Below are 22780 nucleotides of genomic sequence, written 5' to 3'. Positions count from 1 at the left end.
TCATGCGTTCACACCCTCCTGCTCGCACAGCCAGCCGACGATGCCCTCGACCGCGTCGCGGCAGCTGCCGCAGCCGGTGGTGGCCCTCGTCGCGGCGGCCACGGCCTCCACGTCCCGCGCGCCGGACTCCCAGCACGCCCTGATCTGGCCCTTCGTCACGTTGTTGCACTGGCAGACCCGGGCCGAGTCCGGCATCCGGGTGGGGCTGTCGGCGACCGCCGCGCCGCCCACTCCTGCGAGATCGGGGAACAGCAGCCCGGTGCGGTCGCCGGGCAGGGGGCCTCCCCGGTCGAAGAGCTGGGTCAGCGTGCCCACCGCGGAGGTCTCGCCCAGCAGGATCGCGCCGACCAGCCGGCCGTCCCGGATGACGAGTTTGCGGTAGGTGCCCTTGTGCCGGTGGGAGAAGCGGACGATCTCCGCCTCGTCCTCCGTCAGCTGGGTCTCCCCCATCGCCGCGAGCTCCACGCTCCTGGCCTTCAGCCGGGTGACCAGCCGTGAGCCCCGGTAGCGCGCGCCCTTGTCGGCGCCTGTGACGAGGTCGGCCACGACCGACGCCTGCTCCCAGCCTGGGGCGACCAGTCCGTAGACCCGGCCGGCGTGCTGGGCGCACTCCCCGATCGCGAAGATGGACGGGTCGTCGGTGCGCAGCTCGTCGTCGACCAGGATACCCCGTTCCACAGCAAGTCCTGCCTGGTCAGCCAGGCCGACGACCGGGCGTACGCCGCAGGCGAGCACGACCAGGTCGGCGTCGACCAGCTCCCCGGTGGCCAGCTCGACGTGCCGTTCACGGACCGCGCTCACGGTGACGCCGGTGCGGATGGCGACGCCGAGCGTGCCGAGCGTCTCGCGGAGGATGAGCCCGGCCTCCTCGTCGAGCTGGCGCTCCATCAGGTGCCCGGCCAGGTGCAGCAGCGTCACCGGGACGCCCCGGCCGGCCAGGCCGCGCGCCGCCTCGATGCCGAGGAGCCCGCCGCCGACCACGACCGCGCTGCGCGCGCTCGCGGCGGCCTGCCTGATCCGGTCGCAGTCGTCCAGCGTGCGGAACGCCGTCGCCCGCTCCACGCCGGGGATCGGCGGGACGACCGGCTCGCTGCCGGTGGCGAGCACGAGCACGTCGTACGGCTCGCGCGTCCCGTCGGCGGCGACCACCGTCTGGCAGTCCCTGTCGATCACGGTGACCTCGACGCCGAGGCGGGCGGTCACGCCGTGCTCGGCGTACCAGCGGGGGTCGAGCAGCCGGACCTGGTCCGGGCTCGACGTGCCTGCCACCACGTTCGACAGCAGGACCCGGTTGTACGGCTGCCACGCCTCGGCGCCGAACACCGTGATCTTCACGTCCTTGTCCCGGGCGCGGACCTCGCTCACCAGGCGCGAGCCCGCCATCCCGTTCCCCACCACGACGAGCCTCACGCCACACGCTCCCCGTCCTCGGCGCACCGCTCGACGGCGGCGGCGCAGACCTTGAACTCCGGCATCCGCGACATGGGGTCGAGCGCCGGGTTGGTGAGCAGGTTGACGCCCTCCCAGTGGAACGGCATGAACAGCGTGTCCGGCCGGATCGAGACGTTCACGCGGGCGACGCCCTCGGCGGCGCCCCGGCGGCTGCGCACCCGGACGCGGTCGCCGGAGGTGACGCCGAGCCGCTCGGCGAGGTCCGGGTGCAGCTCCACGAACACCTCGGGCGACGCCTGCGTGAGCGGGCGGATGCGGCGCGTCTGCGCCCCCGACTGGTAGTGGGCGAGCACCCGCCCGGACGTCAGGTAGAGCGGGAACTCCTCGTCCACGTCCTCGGCGGGCGGGCGGTGGTCCACCGGCACCAGGCGGGCCCGGCCGTCCGGGGTGGCGAAGCCGTCCAGGAACGGCCGCGGGGTTCCCGGGTGCTGCTCCTCCCCCGCCGTCTCCGGACACGGCCAGAACACGCCGGTCTCGGCCGCGATGCGCTCGTAGGTGATGCCGGAGTAGTCGGCGACGCCCCCGGCGGACGCCCTGCGCAGCTCGTCGAAGACCGCGCGCGGGTCGGTGGGGAACTTCTCGCCGCAGCCGAGCCGCTCGGCCAGCCCCCGCAGGATCTCCAGATCGCTGCGCGCGCCCGGCGGCGGCGCGGCGGCCTGGCGGCGCAGCAGGACCCGGCCCTCCAGGTTGGTCATCGTGCCCGCCTCCTCGGCCCACTGGGTCGTCGGCAGCACGACGTCGGCCATGGCCGCCGTCTCCGACAGCACGAAGTCGGAGACCACGAGCAGGTCGAGCGCGTCCAGCCGCCGGGCGACGTGCCCGGCGCGGGGCGCGGAGACGACGGGGTTGGAGCCGAACAGCAGCAGCGCCCTCGGCCCCTCCGGCGTGCCGAGCGCGTCCAGCAGCTCGTACGCGGACCGGCCGGGGCCGGGCAGGTCGGCGGGGTCGATCCCCCACACGGCCGCGACGTGCGCCCGCGCCGCCGGGTCGTCGATCTTCCGGTAGCCGGGGAGCTGGTCGGCCTTCTGGCCGTGCTCCCTGCCGCCCTGGCCGTTGCCCTGGCCGGTCACGCAGCCGTAGCCGGAGCCCTCGCGGCCCGGCAGCCCCAGGGTGAGCGCCAGGTTGACGAAGGCGGTCACCGTGTCGGTGCCCTTGGCGTGCTGCTCCGCGCCCCGGCCGGTCAGCACCATCGCGCGCTCCGCCTCGCCGAGGATCCGTACGGCCTCGCGCATGTGCGCGACCGGGACGCCGGTGACGCGCTCCACCCGCTCGGGCCACCAGGCCGACACCGACGTGCGCACCTCCTCGAAACCGGTCGTGCGGGCGGCCAGGTAGTCCAGGTCGGCGTACCCGTCGGCGATCGCGATGTGCAGCAGGCCGAGCGCCAGCGCGAGGTCGGTGCCGGGGGTGACCTGCAGGTGCAGGTCGGCCATCTTGGCGGTCTGGGTGAGGCGCGGGTCGGCGACGACGAGCCGGCCGCCCCTGGACCGCATCGCGTTCAGGTGCCGCACGAAGGGGGGCATGGTCTCGGCCACGTTGCCCCCGGCGAACAGGACGGCGTCCGCGCGGGCGATGTCGGTGATGGGGAACGGCAGCCCCCGGTCCATGCCGAAGGCCCGGTTGACCGCGGCCGCCGCCGAGGACATGCAGAACCTGCCGTTGTAGTCGATCTGGCTGGTCCGCAGCGCGACCCTGGCGAACTTGCCGAGCTGGTAGGCCTTCTCGTTGGTCAGCCCGCCGCCGCCGAACACCGCCACCGAGTCCGGCCCGTGCTCGGTCCTGATGGCCTCGATCCGGGCGGCGACGTAGTCGAGCGCCTCGTCCCAGCTCACCGGGCTGCCGTGCAGCAGCGGGGTGGTGAGCCGTTCCGGCGAGGTCAGCAGTTCGGCCGCCGTCCAGCCCTTCTGGCACAGGCCGCCGGCGTTGGCCGGGATGTCCTCCCGCGGGGTGATCTCACCCTTCGCGACGTACATGCCGCACTGGAGCGCACAGTACGGACAGTGCGTGGCCGACCCCACCGTCGTATCCGCGGCTGTGCCCGCGGCGGCCTGTGACATCACAGGACCGGGAGCGTGTAGTGAGATCGGCATGGATCCGATGGTGCTGACAGGCGGTTTCACCGCTGGGTCCCTTCTGTTACCGCTGTGCTACAAGGCGCCAACCGCGCTAACCTCGGCGAGCGCGGCGTGTGAGAGACCCCGTCGTCTCGAAAGCTCACTTGTGCTGTCGCCGCTTGTGAGCCGTGAGCCCGGAAAAGGCGGGCGCCGCGCGGGCGCCCGCGAGAGACCGCGTCTCAGACCCGGGCCGCCGCCAGGCTCGGCGCCGACTTCGCGCCGAGGGTCCGCATGTAGCAGAACCAGGTGAGCGCGAAGCAGAGGGCGTAGAAGGCGGCGAAGGCCGCCAGCGCCGCCCCCGCGCCGCCGGTGGCGGAGATGGAGCTGCCGAACCCGCGGTTGATGAAGAATCCGCCGAAGGCGCCCACCGCGGAGATGAACCCGATGGCCGCCGAGGCGTCGCGCTTGCCTGTCGCCAGCGCCTCCTCGTACGCGGGGGTGCCGGGCTCGACGCCGGCGACCGCCTTGGCCCGGAAGATCGCCGGGATCATCCGGTAGGTGGAGCCGTTGCCGACGCCCGCGGTGCCGATCAGCAGCATGAACGCGGCGAAGAACAGCGCGAAGCTGTGCGCGGACATGGCCTGCCAGACGAGCAGGACCGAGGCGGTCATGGCGGCGAAGTTCCAGAACGTCACCGAGGCGCCGCCGAGGCGGTCCGACAGCCAGCCTCCGACGGGCCGGATGAGCGACCCGACCAGCGGGCCGAGGAACGCGAGCGAGGTCAGCGCGGCGTGCTCGGGGAACTGCGACTTGATGAGCAGCGGGAACGCGGTCGAGTAGCCGATGAACGAGCCGAACGTGCCGATGTAGAGGACCGACATGATCCAGGTCTGCGCCCGGCCGGCCGCCCTGGCCATCTCCCTCGGCTCGGCCTTGGCCGAGGTGAGGTTGTCCATGCAGAAGTACGCCCCGGCGGCGGCGGCCAGGATGAACGGCACCCAGAACAGTCCGGCCGCGGCCAGCCCGAACCCGGCGATGACCAGCGGCATCAGCAGCTGCACGGAGCTGACGCCGATGTTGCCGCCGGCAGCGTTCAGGCCGAGGGCGGCGCCCTGCCTGTTCTGGGGGTAGAAGTAGGTGATGTTGGCCATGCTGGAGGCGAAGTTGCCGCCGCCGAGCCCGGCCGTCGCCGCGATCACCAGGAAGACCCAGTAGGGCGTGCCCGGGTCGTTCACGGCCACCGCGAGCAGGACGGCGGGCACCAGCAGCAGCATCGCGCTGACCACCGTCCAGTTCCGGCCGCCGAACCGGGCGGGCGCGAAGGTGTAGGGGATGCGCAGGGCGGAGCCCACCAGGTTGGGCAGCGAGACGATCCAGAACAGCTGGTCGGTGGAGAACTTGTAGGCGCCGAGCTTGACGGAGACGATGCTCCAGACGGTCCACAGCGTGAAGCCCAGATGCTCGGCCAGGATCGAGAACGCCAGGTTCCGCCGGGCCACCTTCTTGCCGGTGCTCTCCCAGAACACGGGATCGTCGGGTCGCCAGTCACCGATCCAGCGGCTCTTCCCTGGTACCGCCGCCTGCGTCGCCGTCATCGTTCCTCCCGCGTCGTCTCTGTCGGCTGGGGCCGGTATCAGAAACTAGGAAGAGCGCGTTACGCACTTTGACCAAGCGTGACCGTGCGGCCGTTACATGTGCCGCACCCGCGAAACATGCAATCCACACGCATAACGGACGCAACATCGGGTTAACACGGGCCCGCCTCTCGTGTAGCCCGCGTTTCGTCCGCGTGACCCCTGCCCGGCCCGCCGTCATCACGCATGGTCAGCACCCCTGCCACGGCCCGTACGCGGGTATTTCGGGAAATTCCCGCGATCGCGGTAGCGCCATTCCATGACCGGACTACGGCATTTTCCTCTCCGGGATGGCACGGACATTTCGGTTGACATGTGACCGGTTTTCCGTGCGCAGGAATATCGCGGCGGCGAAAGGGGATATCGATGCCGCCTCCCGCCGGACGAGGGCCCCCGAGGGCCCGCGCGCACTCGGGGAGGACGGATGCCAGCGATCTCACGCCGCGCGTTTCTTTCGACGGGGCTCCTCTGGCCGGCGTGCCTGCCCGCGGCGATCCTGACCGCGCAGGGCGCGCTCGTCGCGACGGCCACGCCCGTCTGGGCCGGGAACCGCCCGCGGCGGCCGCGCGTGTACACCCGGTCGGATTGGAAGGCCGATCCGCCCAGGAGCAAGGCCGAGGTGCTCGACCGGGCACCGGACCGGCTCGTCGTCCACCACACGGCGACGGCGAACACGGGCGCGACCGACCTCGACGCGGCCTTCCGGCTGTCGCGGACGATCCAGCGCTACCACATGAAGCACAACGGCTGGGGGGACATCGGCGAGCAGTTCACGGTCAGCCGGGGCGGATACGTCATGGAGGGCCGCAACCGCTCGCTGCCGGCCGTCGAGGCGGGCAAGCACGTCATGGGCGCGCAGGCGGCCGACCACAACGACCACACGCTGGGCATCGAGACCGAGGGGACGTACACGTCCTGCCTGCCCCCGGCCCGCCAGCTGTCCGCGCTGACCGCCCTGCTGGCCTGGCTGTGCGGCGCCTACGCGCTCGACCCGCACGAGGCGATCATCGGCCACCGCGACCTCAACCGGACCGCCTGCCCCGGCGACCGCCTCTACGCGTACCTGCCGCAGCTGCGGGACGACGTCGCGCGCCGCCTGGGCGGGCGCGGGCGGTCCGAGCCGCGGCCGCCGCGGCTCGCGTTGCCCGAGGGTCCGTACGAGGGAGCCGCACTCATCGGCGACCTGCCGTTGGAGCACGGTCCCGCCCTCGGCCCGCACGACCTGTCCCGCTGAACGGCGTTGCGACGACCGGGCGGCCGGTGGTCAGTTGAGAGCGAGGAGGCTGACGGCGACTGCGGCGGCGCCGAGTCCGGCGAGCTGGCTGCGGTGGATGCGCTCGGCCAGGACGACGCGAGCCAGCAGGACCGTGCCGGCCGGGTAGAGGGCGGTGATGACGGCGACGACGGCGAGGTCTCCGCTGCGGGCGGCCAGGAGGAAGGCGAGGTTCGCCAGGGAGTCCAGCACGCCCGCGGCGGCGCACAGGGCGGGCGCGGGGCGCCGGGCGCCCAGGCGCTCGCGGAGCAGGGCGGCCGCGGTCAGGACGAGGCCGGAGGAGACGGCGCGGCCGGCGATGATGGGGGCGAGGCCGCTGTCGGCGGGGGCCTGATGAAGGCAGATGAGCTGGGCGGCGATGGCGGTGCCCGCGCCCAGGGCCAGCAGCAGGGCGGTGCGGGCGGGACGGGAGGCGCCCGCGCCGGGGCCGGCGCTGACCAGGACGACGGCCACCAGCGCGAGCGGGAGGCCGAGCAGGGCGTACGCGGTGAGGCGCTCGCCCTGGGCCAGGCCGAGGCCGACCGGCAGGACGGCGGAGACCAGTGCGGTGATGGGGGAAAGCACGCTCATGGGACCGATGGCCAGGGTGCGGTAGAGCAGCGCGAAGGCAGCGGCCGACGCGACTCCGGAGGCGGCGCCCCAGGCCAGGGCGGCCGGGCTCCAGTGGGCGCCGAGGAAGGGCCACAGGGCGAGTTCGACGGCGAGACTTGCGGGAGCCGCGATGACGACGGTGCGCAGGACGTGCGCGCCGCGGGCACTGAGCCCGCCGAGGAAGTCGGCGCAGCCGTACGCGAGGGAGCTGGCCAGGGCCAGCAGAAGAGCGGTCACAATGCGAACCTTTCAGTGGAACGACCGTAAGGTACAATAGAGTGACCGACGAGGAGGGGTGACAGGCGGTGGGGCAGACGGCGGCGGCTCTGCGGGCGGTGGCGTCCAACGTCAAGGCGGCCCGGCTGCGGGCGGGCCTGTCCGTGGAGCAGCTCAGCACCCGGGCGCAGGTGAGCAAGGGTGCGCTGGTCAGCCTGGAGAACGCCCAGGGCAACCCCAACCTGGCCACGCTGGTGCGCCTCGCCGACGCCCTGGGCATGTCGGTGTCGGCACTCACCGAAGGCCCCCGGCACCGCGGGATCCAGATCGTCGAGGCCGCCGGCGCCGAACCGCTGTGGACCGGGGATCTCGGCGGCGAGGCCCGCCTCATGCTCACCACCGGCGGGCCGGCGCCGGTGGAGGTGTGGCGCTGGCGTCTGCACCCCGGCGAGGAGTACCCCAGCCACCCCCACCCGGCCGGGGTGGTGGAGACCGTCAGCGTCACGCGCGGCTGCCTGACCCTCGTCCTCGACGGCGCGGAGCACCGGGTTCCCGCCGGAGCCACCGCCACCTTCGACGGCGACGTCCCCCACACCTACCGAGGCGGTGGCGCCGAGCCCTGCGAGCTCCTCATGACCGTGCACCTGCCGCCGCACGCCGCCGGCGGATAGCGGCCTTCACCCGGACGGCGCCGCGGTGGATGACCATCACCACGTCATGGGGTCGGCGTGGGCGCGACCCGCCACACCAGCCAGCACGAAGGAGATCAGCATGTTCATACAGCCCTGGGACGCCGGCCTGGACGAAGCCGAATGGCAGGCCTGGATCGCCGAAGGCCACGACTTCGGGCAGCTGATCGTCAACGGACCGCCCGGCCACCCGCCCATCGCCGTCCCCACCCACTTCACCCGCGACGGACGCCACCTTCTCGTCCACCTCGCCCGGCCCAACCCGGTCTGGAAGGCGATCGAGCACGACCCGAACGTCGTCTTCACCGTCATCGGGGACTACGCCTTCGTTCCCGGCCCCTGGCGCGCCCAGGCCGGCACGCCGCCGCACGACGGCGTCCCCACCAGCTACTACACGGCCGTCCAGTTCACCTGCCGCGCCGGCATCGTCGACGACCCCGAGGCCAAGGCCGAGCTGCTGCGCCGCCAGCTCGCCCACTTCCAGCCCGAGGGCGACCACGCCCCCGTCGCCGTCGACGAGCCCCCCTACGGCCGCATGCTGTCCGGCATCCGCGGCCTGCGCCTGGAGGTCCTCGACGTGCTGGCCAAGTTCAAATACGACGACCACAAACCCGTCGAGCACCGCGCCGCCGTCGCCGGCCGCCTCACCGCACGCGGCGAGGGCCTCGACGTCCCCACCGCGCGCCAGCAGCGCCGCCGCCTGGACCGCATCGGCCCCTGGCAGCCCTGACCCGCCCTCCACGCCGCCCGTGACGGCCGTCAGAGCCGCTCGACGTTCGGCCCCCGGCAGCGGTTGCGGGTATCGAAGACGAAGGCGCCCTCGTGCTGGACCATCGTGTAGTCGAAGCAGTCGTGGTCGGTGAGGACCACGACAGCGTCGGCCGCCGCGATCTCCCGGGGCGACGCCTCGGCGATCGCCACGCCCTCGGGCACGAGGGCGAGGTCGACGTGCGGGTCGACCTCGCCGGGCTTTGCCCCCTGCCTCGTCGCTTCCCAGGTGCGGGTCCGCCCGGTCACCTCACGCTGTGAACCGAAGGCAGCTGAAGGCCTCGGCGAGTTCGTGCCCGCACTGGACTCCGCGAACCGCGGCAAGGGCACGGAGCGCCTCCTCGGAACGGGTGTGCGGGTGAGTGCGCCACTGGCTCGTGTAAAGACGGAGCCCTTCTATCTTCTGATCCAGGTCCACCTGCTCGATGCCGACATGGAAGTTCCGCGGCGAGATGCTTTCACCACTCCAGCCGTCCGCCACCTCCTCGTACGTGAGGACCACCGACGGCTGATGACGGTCACCCCTCGGCCCTGGCCGCAGGGCGGTGATCCCCGCGTGCGCGACGCTCTTATGATCTTGGTTATAACTGCTTATTTCAGGCAGGAGGACCACCGAGGGACGGACCTCGGAGATCGAGAGCGGACTGTCGCGCTCCAGGAGGTCGATCAAACGCTGCCGGGGCAGGTGGTCGAGCCGTAGATGGTAGTCGCTCCCCGGCAGCGCGACGTGGTAGCCGTCCAGATCGAAGTGCTTCACGACATCCGCGATCTCTCGTTCGCGCTCGGAGCCGGTTGAGTGGCCCGCCTGCGAATAATCCCTCGTGTCACCGACCGTGACAAAGAGCACGAATACCTGTCCACCCGATCGCTTCACCAGGTTGATCAGGCCGCCACAGCCCAGCAGTTCGTCGTCCGGATGCGGAGCGACCACCAGCAGCCGCTGCTTCGCCCAGTTAATCATTGCCACCCTCTCGGGATTTCAGGCGGATTTCGCGGCCACGACCGCGACCATCTCCTTTGACACCGTCATCTTTCCGGCCGGCGGGCAGTAGGCCTTCAGATCGTCCAATGAGTATCCTTCACGCTCGGCGATCTCCTCGTAGAGAAGGGTCGAGCAGAAGTAGCGAAGGAATTCGGCGGGTTCCGGGAAGGTGAGCACGGAGTGGAGCACCTCCGCCTGCACCCGGCCGAACACTCCCAGCGCGAGAGGCAGGAACTCCTGGACGGTCCGCGCCGTACGTCGCAGCGTCCTCTCGTCCGCCTTACGGCCGGTCACCTTCTCGTTGAACTCGTACAACTCCGCCACGTTGTTGGGCGTGGGGCCGATCATGACGACCTCCCCGCCTTCCGCCGTCACCCGATGCAGTTCGCGGAGGGTGAACTCGGCGTCTCTCGCGTTATAGATGGCGAAAGTCACCATGCAGAGGTCGAAGACCCCGTCGTCGAAGGGAAGCTTCTCGTCCATGGAGGTGACGTGCAGGGCGAGGTTCTTGGCGGCGGGATGACGAGACCTCACGCGCTCGATCAACGCCTGGTCTCGATCGACCCCGGCAACGGTTCCCTCCTCGCCGACGCAGCGGAGGTACAGATCGATGTGGTTCCCGTCACCGCACCCGAGGTCGAGAATACTGCCAGGGGATCGACGGCCGATGTAATCAGCGATCCAGTCGGAGATGTCGAAGTTGCCGAAGAGCTTATGCGCGCGTATCCGACTCGCCAGACGGTCCTGAGTTTCCTGGTAGCTGATATCCATGGTGAGTCTCTCCTTAGGTTGGCGATCCGGTGCTGCCCCCGCTCGTATTTGATAGCCACGCCGTTTCCCAGTCAAGGACGCGGCATCCACGCGTGTCGCCGACGAGCGGAGATCGGAACTGACAGCAATCAAATCAGCAGTTCTGTCATCTGGAGGGGGTCGCACGAATCGGGCAACCCCCTAAGAAACGAGAAAATTCGGGAATTTGCGACCAATTGGGCCCGGCTATCGCCCGGCCCTTCAGCCGGGCCCGTACGCGATCAAGCGATCAAAGGCGCTCGACATTGGGTCCCCGGCAGCGGTTGCGGGTGTCGAAGACGAAGGCGCTCGCGCGCTGGACCAGTGCGTAGTCGAAGCAGTCGTGATCGGTGAGGACCACGACGGCGTCCGCCGCCGCGATCTCCCGCTCCGACGGCTCGACGATCACCACTCCCCCAGGCACGAGTGCGAGGTCGACGTGCGGGTCGGCCGCGCGCACGTCCGCGCCCAGCTTGCGCAGGTGCCTGGCCACCTCGAGCGCCGGGGACTCGCGGCAGTCTCCGGTGTTCTTCTTGTACGACAGGCCGAGCAGGAGCACGTGGCTGCCGTTCATCGGCTTGCGGCGGTCGTTGAGCGCCAGGACCAGCCGGTCGACGACGTGCGCCGGCATGTGGTCGTTGACGTCGTTGGCCAGCTCCACGAACCGGAAGTTGTGCCCCAGGCTGCGCTTGACCTTCCACGACAGGTACGACGGGTCGATCGGCAGGCAGTGACCGCCGACGCCCGGCCCGGGGGTGAAGCGCATGTAGCCGAACGGTTTGGTGGCAGCCGCGTCGATGGCCTCCCACACGTCGATGCCGAGCTGCCGGGCGAAGACCGACAGCTCGTTCACCAGGGCGATGTTGACGTGCCTGAACGTGTTCTCCAGGAGCTTGCACAACTCGGCGACGTGCAGCGAGGAGACCGGGACGACCCGCTCGACAACCGACTCGTAGAAGGCGCGGACCCGCGCGAGGGCTGCCTCGTCGAGTCCGGAGACGACCTTCGGCGTGTTCTCCAGGCGCCACCGTGCGTTGCCGGGGTCGATCCGCTCCGGGCTGTAGCCCAGGTGGAAGTCGCCCGGCGCGCGCAGGCCCGATCCCTCCTCCAGGATCGGGCGCAGGTACTCCTCCGTCGTGCCCGGATACGTGGTCGACTCCAGCACCACGGTCGCGCCCGGCCGCAGGCGGGGGGCGAGCGACCGCCCTGCCGACGCGATGTGGCTGAGGTCCGGCACACCGTCGGTCAGCGGCGTCGGCACGGTGATCACGCAGACGTCGAAGCCCTCCGCGTCGGCGTAGTCCGCGCTGGCCAGGTAGCGGCCCGTCTCGTGCGCCGCCGCCAGCGCGTCGTCGCCGACGTCCTCGACGTACGACTGGCCGGCGTTGAGGCGCTTGACCCGCCACTCGTCCACCTCGATGCCCACGACCCGGTATCCCGCCTCGACCGCACGCATCGAGAGCGGCAGCCCCACATAGCCCTGGCCGATCACGACCAGTTTGTCTTCCATCCCAGACCCCCGTCGTCCATGACGTGACGCGCACCGACCGCAGATGTGCGGAGATTCCACATCCCCACCCGGCGACGTTCCAGTCTTCGACCCTGGTTCTGCCGCCACTTCGAAAACTGCCCGAGGCACAGCCGACCGTGATCCGGCTCATCGCCGACGCAGAACGAGCTCGGCCGGCATTCCCACTACAGATCGACGCGTTACTCTCGAATCTTGTCGCTCGGCCGGCGGTCGCTACGGCCGCCCGGCGAGCCCGCGCCACCAGTACTCGTGGTCCCGGTACCACCGGACGACCTCGGCCAGCCCCTCATCGAACTCGACCAGGGGCTCGTAACCGAGCGAGCGGATCTTGGTGGAGTCGACCGAGTATCGCCGGTCGTGCCCGGGCCTGTCGGGCACGTGCACCACCATCTCCCAGCCGACGCCGAAGGCCTTGAGCAGCCGTTCCGTCAACTCCAGGTTGGTCAGCTCGACCCCGCCGCCGATGTTGTAGATCTCGCCTCCCGAGCCCTTGTCCAGCACAAGCTGGATGCCCCGGCAGTGGTCGTCCACGTGCAACCATTCCCGGACGTTACGGCCGTCGCCGTACAGGGGGATTGGCCGCCCCTCGATCAGGTTGGTGACGAACAGCGGGATGACCTTTTCGGGATGTTGGTAGGGACCGTAGTTGTTGGAGCACCTGGTCACTCGTACGTCGAGTCCGTAAGTCCGGTGGTAGGCACGGCAGAGCAGGTCGGCGCCGGCCTTGGCCGCCGAGTAGGGCGAGTTGGGCTGCAGCGGCTCCGCCTCGGTCCACGATCCCGCCGCGATCGACCCGTAGACCTCATCGGTGGAGACCTGGACGAACGCGTGAACGCCTGTCTCGAGCGCGGTCTGCAGGAGCTGCTGGGTGCCCTGGACGTTGGTCGCCACGAAGTCGCCGGCGCTCGTGATCGACCGGTCGACATGTGTCTCCGCGGCGAAGTTCACGATCAGGTCATGTCCGGGAACCAGGTCCCGGAGCCGCTCGACGTCGGTGATGTCCCCTCGCACGAAAGTGAAGCGGGGACTTCCCTCGACCGCCGCCAGGTTGGCCAGATTGCCCGCATAGGTGAGCTTGTCCAGCACCGTCACGTGGGCGTTCTCGTAGCCGGGGTACGCGCCGGACAGCAGCGACCGGACATAGTGGGAGCCGATGAACCCGGCGCCGCCGGGAACAAGGATCTTCATGCGTGCACCTGAACCCTGCTGTGGTCTCCGACCATGAGCTGATGTGTGTTGGGAAGTCCGGTCGCCCGGGTCACCTGGACGTTGCGTCCGATCAGGGAATGCGTGATACGGGAGACGCCCCTGATGACCGAGTCACCGAGCACGATGCTGTAGTCCACTTCGGCATCCTCGAGCACGCACCCCTCCCCGATGGAGGTGTAGGGGCCGACATAGGAGTGGACGATCTTGGTGTCGGCGCCGATGACGACCGGTCCTCTGATGATCGACCCCTCCACGACGGCGCCTGGGGCGATGACCACGCGCCCCGTTATGTCGGAGAGCCCGTCCACAGTTCCTCCGACAACGGGCTCGATCGTCTCCAGCACGATGCGGTTGCACTCCAGCATGTCCTGTAGTCGGCCGGTGTCCTTCCAGTACCCCGTGACGAGATGCGACTGGATGCGGCGGCCGGTGTCGATGAGCCACTTGATGGCATCCGTGATCTCGAGCTCGCCCCGGGTCGACGGCCTGATCGCGCGCACCGCCTCGTGAATCGCCGGCGAGAACGCATAGGCCCCGACGATCGCGAGGTCGCTGCGCGGGTGCTCCGGCTTCTCCTCCAGTGCGACGATCTCCCCGCCCGGGCCGAGTTCGGCCACACCGTAGTACTGGGGCTCGGACACTCTGGTGAGCAGGATGCGCGCGTCGCAGTCGGCCGCGCGGAAGGCGTCGACCAGGCCGGTGATGCCGTTCACCAGGAAGTTGTCGCCGAGATACATCACGAACGGATCGTCGGCCAGGAACTCCCTGGCGATGAGGACGCAGTGCGCCAAGCCGAGAGGGGCCTCCTGCTCGATGTAGGTGACGTCGAGCCCGAACGCGGAGCCGTCGCCCACGACCTCGCGGACCTCGCGGCCGGTGTCGCCGACGATGATCCCTACGCTGGTGATGCCGGCGTCCCTGATGGCCTCAAGCCCGTAGAAAAGCACCGGCTTGTTCGCGATAGGGACGAGCTGTTTCGCCGACGTGTGGGTCAGCGGGCGCAGTCTCGTCCCCTTGCCGCCCGCCAGAACGAGTGCCTTCACCGCTTCCTGAGACCTTCCATGATTTCCCCCAACTGAAGATATGGCCGCAGCCAGACGATCGCTCGAAACTATCGGGAAGTCACGTCCGGGACCTCCCGCCGCCAGTCGCGTTTACCTAACCGCGTGGCACAGATTTCCGGGGCCGGGCTAGAAATTGACCCGATCCCGGAACGCCCAGGTCCGATTTATCACATAACTCAACGGTGGGCTCAGCAGGATTATCAACGCCTGCGCGACCATGAGGGGAATCCCGGCGAATTCCACCAGAACAGGCAGACCGATGACGGAGGCGCCGAGGAAGGACAGCCCGACGGCGTAGAAGCGCAGGTAACCGGGCAGCCAGCGCTCACTCGAGACCTTGAATACAACCGATCGGTACACCGGATAGACGATCGATGTGGTCAGGAAATGGCTTCCCACGACAAGGAAAAGGTAGGGCACCGAATTATCGACGACCAGCAACAGCAGGCCGAGAACAGCGTAGTACACTCCGGCCGTCATACCACCGGCCAGCAGATATGCGATACGCCGGCCAAAGCGAGCCGGGATTCGAGCCCACCGTGGGACAGCAGCCTCTTGGGCGCTCCGGCCTTTCAGGTCGAGCATATTGCCGTCACTCAGGGCCCGCGATGAATCCGGGCCAACAGGGGCGCCGGCGACCGCGTTTCAAAGCTCAGGACCTTTCAAGTATTCCGCCGCGGCGGAGCCCACGTTGAAGAGTAGATCAAGCACTGTCACCTGGTGGTCGAAGGGCGGGTGAAGCTGTGGATATTCAGGGTAACCGGAGTAGTCGAACCATCGAACCTCGATCCCCGCTTGCCGGAAGATATCTTCATCGAGATAGGCTCGGGCGGCAGGACCCGTCAAATATTCGTCGGCGCCGGCCTTTCGGCAGATATCGAGGACACGCGCACTGCTCGATCCTACGGCGGAGTAGTCCTCCGACCGGCTGATATTGGCCCGGACACCGAGCAGAGGGCAGAGCCCCTCAAGGAAATGCCGGTTTATTTCGGACAGTCTATTGCTTGCGCATTCCTGGTAGAGCTTCTCCAGGCCGGGCGAGACCTCGTCGAAACAGGGAGCCTTTTTGTATGCCTCCACGAGGATCCGCCAGTGCCGCTCGCGCCAATTCAGGTCGCTTATCGTCACCTCGTTGATCAGCTGGCTCAGCGGACCGCGCTTGATTGGGAGCGAGAGCCACCTGGGGCCCGTCGCCGTCTTGATACGATTACGATTACGCCAACTGCCGGAAGAATACTGCGCGTCGTCGAACAGTATGAACTCGTCGACATTGGCGATCAGATCGAAATATCCCTTCCAGGGGATATAGCTCGACTGGACCAGGGCAACTCGTTTCATAGGCCTCACGCTTTCGTCCTGCTCGAACTACGAACTGCCTCTGCCAGAGACTCTTCTGACGGTTCACCGAAGTCACGAGCGTCGACCGCCGATTGTGCGAGAGACGCCGTGCTCACGTCGAGCGCCGATCCCAGGCGTGAGGCGCCGATATCGTAATGCTGACGAACGATGTACGTGGGACGTCCCATACGCTCTACGTGAATCCTGCCGAGATACTCCCCGATGATGCCGAGTGCGATCATCTGGGCCGCGGCGAACAGCGAGATCATGGATGCGGTCGACGTGAATCCCTTGACCGTTCCGTCCCCGAACCAATACGTCCAGAGGAAGACCACGAGCAAGGTGAGACCGAGTGCTCCCGTCAACAACCCGAAGTAGGTCACCAGGCGGAGCGGGAGGGTGCTGTAACCGACGAAGATCCCGATCGCGTGACGGATGAGCATGGAAAGGGTGTAGTTTGAGCGACCGAAAACCCGGCCCTGCATGCCCACGCGGACTGTCCCGATCTTCGTTGTAGCCCACGAGAACGCGATGTCGATCTGGATGTACGGGGCTCCCACCCCATCCAAGGCTTGACGCAGGAAACTCCGGAAAGCCCGGAAGGCAGAGATGTCGTGGCCGTTCTCCGCGCCGAATCGTCCAGAGAGTGCCATCTTGAGTGACTTGGAGGCGAGATCACGTATGGCGCCGTGCGTTCCAGTGGCCGGCACTCCATAGACGATGTCCAAGTCGGGGCGAAGACCTGCCAGTAGTTTGGGGACCTCCTCCGGTGGATGCTGAAGATCATCATCCATTGTCACCACAATCTCGTGACGCGCGCAGCGGATGCCGGCCACAAGAGCATTGTGCTGTCCGTAGTTCCGGGCCAGCAGCAAGGCACGGACGGCATCGTGCCTCTCGGCGAGTTCCTGAGCGACCTCCCACGTATTGTCCGGAGAGCCGTCGACGACGAGTACGACCTCGGACTGGGAGGCCGTGCTGGACAGCACGGCGAGAAGGCGCTCAACCAACGTGGGCAATGTCTGCGCGGACCGGTAACACGGGATCACGACGGATACGCTGGTCATGGCGTCAGTCTGACGAACCCCGGTCCCACACTCGGGACCACACAACGGAATTTGCATTTTGTTGAGAAAGTCAATTCATATCCATCATTAAGACGGCAGGGCGGACCGTCGGTCGATGACGGTCGACGACGCATGCGGCGCGATGCCGGACAGCGACGACTCCAACGCCGACGACAGGGGCACCGGTCGGCGATCCTCATTGTCGACCGCTTCATGGAATCACCCCCTACTCGTCAAAATTTTTGCCGACCCCATCTTGGGCGGTAGACGATTACCGCGTGGCAGCTGCTAGCGTAATCGTCGAAGTTCCCAAAGCGCCGGTCTCCTTTTTCGGGCGACCGGCAAGACAAGATACTGCCAGACAAAACCGAGGCAAGGAGCGAGTGCGAGAATGCCCGACTCGATGCGTGTAGTCCTGATCTTTTATACTGCCGGTCGTCTCACGCTCCTGCACGAGGCATGCATAAGGGCCGGCCACACACCGGTCGCCCTCGTCTATGCTCGTAGTCTTCGGCAGGGAAGGACCACCAGCAAGGCCTCCGCGGAGACCATCGCGGCCATCAGTGAGGCACTGCCTCCCGGCTCGAATCTATTGCTGCCTGGAAATGTCGATGGCCTGGCCAAGGCGTTGGCCGGTTATCATCCCGACCTCATCGTGGTCTATGGGTTCCCCTGGAAGCTCTCCAGAGAGGTTCTGCAAATACCGCGAATCGGTGTCATAAACATCCACCCGTCTCTCCTGCCCAAATATAGAGGGCCGCTGCCAGTTCAGTGGGCGGTTCGGAACGGAGACCCGGAGATCGGGGTGACGATCCACTGGATGAAGGAAGAGTTCGACACGGGAAACGTCATCGTACAGAAAGGCGGAATTCGAATAGAGGAAGACCCGGTACCCGCCCTCCTGTGGAGGGAGATCGATCTCCTCGTCAGCGATCTACTCGGTGTCGCTCTCGAAAACGTGGCCACCGGCGCCCCCGGCGAACCCCAGAACGAGACCGATGCCACCTACGCCGGTTGGATGGAGCCCGATTTCATGTTCATCGATTGGGCGCACACCGCTCGTGAGATACATAATCAGGTCCGCGCGTTCCGGTTCAACCTTTTTGGGCTTCGCGGGCCGTTCGGCAAGGTGAACGGTAAATGGATGACGGTGCTCCGCACGAGGATCGAGCCTGCGGAAGGTCTCCGAATGGAGTGTGCTGACGGGCCGATCTGGATCACCGAAGCCATATCGGCGGTACCCCCTGATCGCTGAACGGGGCCATTCCAGCCTCGCCCCTGACAGCGTCGCCGACAGACGTGGATCGCCGACGCCGTCAGGGTCGAGAAACACGTCATCGGCTCGGCTTGTAGGCGGACGCGCAGGCGATGACCCGAGACACTTCATCCTCGTCCAGGTCGGCGAACAGCGGCAGCCGTACGAGGCGGTCGGCGACATGCGCGGTGACGGGGCAGCCTCCGGGTGCGAGCCGGCCGTGCGAGACGCCCGCAGGTGCGGCATGCAGCGGCTGGTAATGGAACGATCCGCACACGCCCATCTCCGCGAGGTGGGCGATGAACGACTGTTGGTGCTCAGGGTCGGGGAAAAGCAGGTAGTAGAGATGCGCCGGGTGTTCACAGCCATCCGGCACGAGCGGGCGACGGATCCCGTTCTCCTCCGCCCAGCCGGCCAGTTCATTGTCGTATCGCGCCCACACCGTGTGGCGCTTTTGCTGGATGACGTCGAACGACTCCAACTGGGCGGTCAGTTGCGCGGCGAGCACGTCGGAGGGCAGGTAGCTGGAGCCGATGTCGACCCAGCGGTACTTGTCCACCTGGCCGCGGTAGAACCGGCTCCTGTCCGTGCCCTTCTCCCTGATGATCTCGGCGCGGGCGACGAGTTTCGGGTCGTTCAGCAGGAGGGCGCCGCCCTCGCCACACTGAATGTTCTTCGTCGCGTGGAAGCTCTGCGCGGCCATCTCCCCGAAGGAGCCGAGTGGCCTGCCGTGATAGAACCCGCCCAGTCCGTGGGCGTTGTCCTCGACCAGGGCGAGCCCGTACCGCTCACAGATCTTGCCGATGGTCTCCATCTCGCAGGCGACACCCGCATAGTGGACGGCGACCACAGCTCGGGTACGCTCGGTGATCGCGCCTTCTATCTGCTGCTCATCGATGTTCAACGTGTCCGGCCTGCAATCGACGAACACCGGCACCGCCCCCCTGAGGGCGTAGGCGTTGGCAGTCGAGACGAAGGTGAACGATGGCATGATCACCTCGTCACCGGGCCTGAGATCGAGCAGGAGCGCCGACATCTCCAGAGCGTGCGTGCACGAGGTGGTCAGCAACGCCTCACCTGCCCGTGTGAACTCCTTGAGCAGCGCTGTAGCGCGCCTCGTGAACGGTCCGTCGCCACAGGTGAAGCCACCGCACACGGCCTCCCTCAGGTAGGCCAGCTCGTTTCGAGCGACATGCGGTCGATTGAAGGGAATGGGATTTGGGCCAGTTGCGGTCACCGTCGCAGTGAACAACGAGCGCCCGGCCGTCTCCCGCCGCGCCACCACCGCTTGGCGAGCCATTGCGAAATCCTTACCGCAAACCGCATCAGGGCAATCGATACGGTTCGAAACCGCCAGAGCAGAACCGGAAATCGGCGAAGTCACCGAGCCTGCCTCGCAACGACCGCGCCGGCTCGCTCGGCACGGTGCGATCACTCCGTGCGCTCGTACAGAGCGCCAAGCGGGGTTGTGGTGAGCAACCGGAGCCGGTCCAGACCGAGCTTCAGTACGTCTTCCCTCGTCATGAGCAGATATCTCGATTTGACCGAATGTTCGCTCGCGCGCCAGTACAGCGTCAGGCCTACACCTGCAGGGACGTTCAGGAGTCCAGGGCCGAAATTGGCGTGATCGACCAGAACGGTGTTCTCCCAGGGCGATGCCGCCGGCTTGTACGTGATGTAGTCGCCGAGCGCGGCGGTCTTGGGATCCACGGCCACGAAGTGCTGGTGGTGCAGCGTAGCGAAAAGAGGGCCGACAGCCCCGATGACGGCTAGATCGGCGACGAACACGACGACCACGACCACGCGTTCGGAGCGAGCCAGCGCGACCAGCGCCGAGAGCAGCACGTATGGGGCGACGACCCGGTAGTCACGCCAGTCGAAGACGTCATAGAAGGCGACCAGCAGGACGAGCAGCGGCACCAGGTTGAGGATGTGGAACGCTGCGGCGGCCAGGTCTTCGCGGTGATCGGCACCGTCACCCCGAAGGTGGCGAACAACGTTCAGGACACCTCCCGCCACGACGATGGCCAGCAGCGCGGCCCGTAGCGCCAGTTCAAGCCGGCTACCCACGGCGAGAGCTTTGGCACTGTGGTAGAGGTGCAGGAGCAGCAGGTGCGCCGCGCCCGGTGGCGAGATGGCGGCCCGCGCCGTCAACTGTGAGACGAAGTTCGGATAGGGCGTCGACACGGCCGCCGAGAGCCCGAAGGCTGCGACGATGATCGGGCTCGCCTTGATGACCGCCCACCCGAGTCGCCGGCCCGAAAGCGTCGCCCCGCGCAGAAAGAAAAGCGGTACGAACAGCAGGGCCCACGTCGGCCGAAGCAGGCACGCCAGCGCGAGCAACACGGCCCCGGCGACGTACAGCGCGCGGCTCATGTCCGGACCGCCGCGGATCAGCCGGAAGAACATCCCGGCCAGGACAATGGCCGTCGCCTGGTGGACGCTTTCTTGCATGGTGCTCGTCATGTACAGCATCAGTGGCCAGAACGTGAGCACGAGCGCGGCGGTCAGCGTGGCCCGCACCCAGCCGGCCCTTATCAGCGCGAGGAAGCCGAAGATCGCCGCCCCCACGACGGCCATGTTGATGAGAGGTCCGGAGAACAGACGCCAACCCGCAATCGCGCTGATGCTCGCCAGCAACATCGGAAATGCGGGTCCGTGCGAACCGAAGTGCAGGAAGGACAATTTCGCCTGTCCCTCGTCCACGCCGTAGACGCCGCCCGCGAAGCCGACCGTACGGAAGGTCGCAATCTGGTGCCAGTACTCGATCTCGTCCGACCACGCGGGCGTGAAGCTGAGCAGGCCGACGTTGAAGTAATGCCGGACGAGAACCGTTACAACGAGTGCAGGGGAAACACCGACAATCGTCCAGAATACCGCTTTCAGCCGCCAATCGCACATCAACCGACGGCTACCGCGGGCCGGCCCTTTCAGCGGATCCCGCATACTGGCCGACCGGTCTTCTTTTGAAGGTGAAATTGCCGGACCTGATTTGCTCGACGTTACCTGACCGCTCATGACACGAACGATAGCTGGTGACTGGGGGAGAAACCCGATGCCCCGGGGTCAAGCGGGATCGTGTCCTGCAGGCACCGTGAAGTTGTCCCGTTAATTCTTCGGCACGGACTGCGGGAGGGCCGGAGCCTCATTCCGATACGAAAGTCCAACACGCCGATTCCCGAAACATCTGAGGCGGTTCTGTGAATACCTGGGAACCTCTCAGGGCAATTGATAGAGCGCGAAGTCGCCAGAGCGGAACCGGAGATCGGCGAAGTCGTCGAGGTTGGCGTCGCGGGTCCCGTATCGCTCGTCGGCGAACAACCAGCGCACCCCGTACTGATGGCGCAGTCGCTGGATCGTCGATCGCGACGGCGAGGTGAAGGCGAGATCATTCACCCGCAATCGCTCCCGGTCCCAGAACGGGAGGTTCTCCGGCAGGTCGCCGGGCCGCCAGCGGCTCATGTTCGTCGTCGTGTATGTCCACCCTTCGGCCAGCACGCGCCGCTCCGTCAGAGCGGACACCCAGAACTGCCGGCTGTCGCAGGGATGCGCGTATCCCCAGCGGCAGTGAACGTTCGTCGCCACCAGATCGTCGGGTGCGGAGTTCGCGCGCAACCACCGGGCCGCGGTCATCAGGCCATGAGGAACGGCCTCAGGCGCCACCGGCCGCACCTCGCCGAATGAAGCACCGCCGGACGGGACGTGCGTCAGCGCCGACAGCACCCGCGCGGACCAGGCTGCGGGCCAGCCGACGGCGGCGAACATGACGAGCACGAAGGCCCAGGCGCGAAGGCCGGCCCTCCTGCTGATCAAAACCACGACCACCGCTGCGGCGACTGCGGCCAGGATCGCGTAGGGCCGGTAGAGGACGCTCTGCGGTTGCCCGGAAGACAGCGGCGTCCTGACGTCGGAAAGCATGCGCACCAGGTAGGTGCCGACCACCCCGGCGGTCACCGCGTACGCGATCGTGCGCGGCGGAACCGCCGCCTGACGGACCAGGGTGACGAGTCCGTAGGCCGCGAGGATCATCAGGTACGGGTAAGCGGCGCCGAAGAAGTAAAGCTGCCCAAGATGTGGGTGGCCCAAGAGCAGCGCGGCACAGATGCACGAGGCGCCCATGCCGAGAAGGAGGATCACGGCCGGTCGCAGGAGGAGCCGTGGCCTGCAGAGCAGGCCGAGGACTCCGCACCACGTGATCGCGAGGCACAGCAGGTAGAGCGTGGTGAGACCGAGAAGCGACGTGAACGGCACGGCCGCGCCGGGGTGGCCGGTCAGCTCACCCCACGCGCGGCCGAGCAGCGAGAGAGGCTCGATCGTCATGGCCTGCCGCGCCCCGCCGAACAGCACGAGCTGCGCGTAGACACAACATGTCACGATCACGACGAGCATGGTGATCGCCGTCCACGGCGGCCGGCGATGCCTGACCGCCTGGAATAGCGCAACCAGTGCGAGGCCGATGGCAAGCGGAGGAAGATGGGTCGCCTTCGCCCCCATCACCGCGAGGGCGAAAACGGTGAGCAGCAGCCAGGCGCGCGTGTCCCGCCGCCGTGCCTCGAAAATGTCGACCAGCAGCAGCACGAGCGGGGCGAAGAGGAGGGCGCCGAAGGTCTGGCTCGGGCCGGTCCAGGACTGGAAGCCCCGCCAGGTGAAGACTCCGATGTTCGCGCCCACGTACAGATTCGGGGCCGTCATGAGGACGGTGCCTGCCAGCGCCACCAGAGCACCCACGGTCGAACCGATGACTCGCTTTCCGACCATGCCGAGCAGCACCGGGATCGCGGCCATCATGGGCAGCATGCCGAGGCGGAACAGCAGCACGAGCGGCTCGATGCCGGTGATCCAGCTCGACGCGGCGAAGTGGGCGTAGA

20 protein-coding genes are annotated in these 22780 nt (G+C 67.7%); 4 read left to right on the top strand and 16 right to left on the bottom strand.

What is annotated here, in order from left to right:
- The 3 genes from ABZ857_RS40140 to ABZ857_RS40130 form a co-directional block, all read right to left on the bottom strand.
- Positions 1-1410, bottom strand: a complete 1410-nt coding sequence (locus tag ABZ857_RS40140) for an FAD-dependent oxidoreductase (protein ID WP_357054813.1) — start codon at positions 1408-1410, stop codon at positions 1-3.
- Complete coding sequence (locus ABZ857_RS40135; RefSeq protein WP_357054892.1) at positions 1407-3509, bottom strand: molybdopterin oxidoreductase family protein; 2103 nt, start codon at positions 3507-3509, stop codon at positions 1407-1409. The genes ABZ857_RS40140 and ABZ857_RS40135 overlap by 4 nt, the downstream gene beginning before the upstream one ends.
- A gap of 236 nt (positions 3510-3745) precedes the next feature.
- Positions 3746-5101 (bottom strand): MFS transporter, encoded by a 1356-nt coding sequence (locus tag ABZ857_RS40130; protein WP_357054810.1) that lies wholly within the window; start codon positions 5099-5101, stop codon positions 3746-3748.
- A gap of 463 nt (positions 5102-5564) precedes the next feature.
- On the opposite strand from ABZ857_RS40130, the gene ABZ857_RS40125 reads away from it, so the two are divergent.
- Entirely contained in the window at positions 5565-6374 is an 810-nt protein-coding gene (locus ABZ857_RS40125) for a peptidoglycan recognition family protein (protein ID WP_357054807.1), read from the top strand.
- 30 nt (positions 6375-6404) lie between these two features.
- Here the strand turns inward: ABZ857_RS40125 and ABZ857_RS40120 are convergent, their stop codons facing one another.
- Positions 6405-7241, bottom strand: coding sequence for an EamA family transporter (locus ABZ857_RS40120; protein WP_357054804.1), 837 nt, complete (start codon positions 7239-7241; stop codon positions 6405-6407).
- 68 nt (positions 7242-7309) lie between these two features.
- On the opposite strand from ABZ857_RS40120, the gene ABZ857_RS40115 reads away from it, so the two are divergent.
- Both ABZ857_RS40115 and ABZ857_RS40110 read left to right on the top strand, forming a co-directional pair.
- Positions 7310-7891: a cupin domain-containing protein gene (locus tag ABZ857_RS40115; protein ID WP_357054801.1), complete on the top strand. Its 582-nt coding sequence runs from the start codon at positions 7310-7312 to the stop codon at positions 7889-7891.
- Between the two features lie 100 nt (positions 7892-7991).
- Positions 7992-8639, top strand: coding sequence for an FMN-binding negative transcriptional regulator (locus tag ABZ857_RS40110; protein ID WP_357054798.1), 648 nt, complete (start codon positions 7992-7994; stop codon positions 8637-8639).
- Between the two features lie 29 nt (positions 8640-8668).
- Here ABZ857_RS40110 and ABZ857_RS40105 read toward each other — a convergent pair whose 3' ends face one another.
- The 9 genes from ABZ857_RS40105 to ABZ857_RS40065 all read right to left on the bottom strand — a co-directional run bounded on the left by ABZ857_RS40105 (position 8669) and on the right by ABZ857_RS40065 (position 16657).
- Positions 8669-8926, bottom strand: a complete 258-nt coding sequence (locus ABZ857_RS40105; RefSeq protein WP_357054795.1) for a UDP binding domain-containing protein — start codon at positions 8924-8926, stop codon at positions 8669-8671.
- A 1-nt stretch (position 8927) separates the two neighbouring features.
- Positions 8928-9638 carry a PIG-L family deacetylase gene (locus ABZ857_RS40100; protein ID WP_357054792.1) on the bottom strand — a complete coding sequence of 237 codons (711 nt, stop codon included), beginning with the start codon at positions 9636-9638 and terminating at the stop codon, positions 8928-8930.
- Between the two features lie 18 nt (positions 9639-9656).
- Entirely contained in the window at positions 9657-10430 is a 774-nt protein-coding gene (locus ABZ857_RS40095; RefSeq protein WP_357054789.1) for a class I SAM-dependent methyltransferase, read from the bottom strand.
- 268 nt (positions 10431-10698) lie between these two features.
- Positions 10699-11958, bottom strand: coding sequence for a nucleotide sugar dehydrogenase (locus tag ABZ857_RS40090; protein ID WP_357054786.1), 1260 nt, complete (start codon positions 11956-11958; stop codon positions 10699-10701).
- Between the two features lie 234 nt (positions 11959-12192).
- Positions 12193-13167, bottom strand: a complete 975-nt coding sequence (gene rfbB, locus ABZ857_RS40085) for a dTDP-glucose 4,6-dehydratase (RefSeq protein WP_357054783.1) — start codon at positions 13165-13167, stop codon at positions 12193-12195.
- Positions 13164-14231, bottom strand: a complete 1068-nt coding sequence (locus ABZ857_RS40080; RefSeq protein ID WP_357054780.1) for a glucose-1-phosphate thymidylyltransferase — start codon at positions 14229-14231, stop codon at positions 13164-13166. Before ABZ857_RS40080 ends, rfbB begins: the two co-directional genes overlap by 4 nt.
- Positions 14232-14378: 147 nt before the next feature.
- Complete coding sequence (locus ABZ857_RS40075; RefSeq protein WP_357054777.1) at positions 14379-14837, bottom strand: GtrA family protein; 459 nt, start codon at positions 14835-14837, stop codon at positions 14379-14381.
- A 60-nt stretch (positions 14838-14897) separates the two neighbouring features.
- Positions 14898-15590 carry a WbqC family protein gene (locus ABZ857_RS40070; RefSeq protein ID WP_357054774.1) on the bottom strand — a complete coding sequence of 231 codons (693 nt, stop codon included), beginning with the start codon at positions 15588-15590 and terminating at the stop codon, positions 14898-14900.
- 5 nt (positions 15591-15595) lie between these two features.
- Positions 15596-16657, bottom strand: a complete 1062-nt coding sequence (locus tag ABZ857_RS40065) for a glycosyltransferase family 2 protein (RefSeq protein WP_357054771.1) — start codon at positions 16655-16657, stop codon at positions 15596-15598.
- A 391-nt stretch (positions 16658-17048) separates the two neighbouring features.
- Here ABZ857_RS40065 and ABZ857_RS40060 point away from each other — a divergent pair, with 391 nt between their 5' ends.
- The gene (locus tag ABZ857_RS40060; RefSeq protein ID WP_357054768.1) at positions 17049-17912 is read left to right on the top strand and encodes a formyltransferase family protein; all 864 of its coding nucleotides are present in this window, start codon (positions 17049-17051) and stop codon (positions 17910-17912) included.
- 79 nt (positions 17913-17991) lie between these two features.
- Here the strand turns inward: ABZ857_RS40060 and rffA are convergent, their stop codons facing one another.
- The 3 genes from rffA to ABZ857_RS40045 form a co-directional block, all read right to left on the bottom strand.
- Entirely contained in the window at positions 17992-19212 is a 1221-nt protein-coding gene (gene rffA / locus ABZ857_RS40055; RefSeq protein WP_357054765.1) for a dTDP-4-amino-4,6-dideoxygalactose transaminase, read from the bottom strand.
- Between the two features lie 131 nt (positions 19213-19343).
- Positions 19344-20930, bottom strand: a complete 1587-nt coding sequence (locus tag ABZ857_RS40050; RefSeq protein WP_357054762.1) for a hypothetical protein — start codon at positions 20928-20930, stop codon at positions 19344-19346.
- A gap of 201 nt (positions 20931-21131) precedes the next feature.
- Positions 21132-22730, bottom strand: a complete 1599-nt coding sequence (locus ABZ857_RS40045) for a hypothetical protein (protein ID WP_357054759.1) — start codon at positions 22728-22730, stop codon at positions 21132-21134.
- Between the last annotated feature and the right edge of the window lie 50 nt (positions 22731-22780).

The organism is Microbispora sp. NPDC046933 (genome assembly GCF_040644635.1).
GTDB lineage: Bacteria > Actinomycetota > Actinomycetes > Streptosporangiales > Streptosporangiaceae > Microbispora.
Note: the sequence above shows the minus strand (reverse complement) of the source record. Positions and strands in the feature narration are given on the sequence as shown.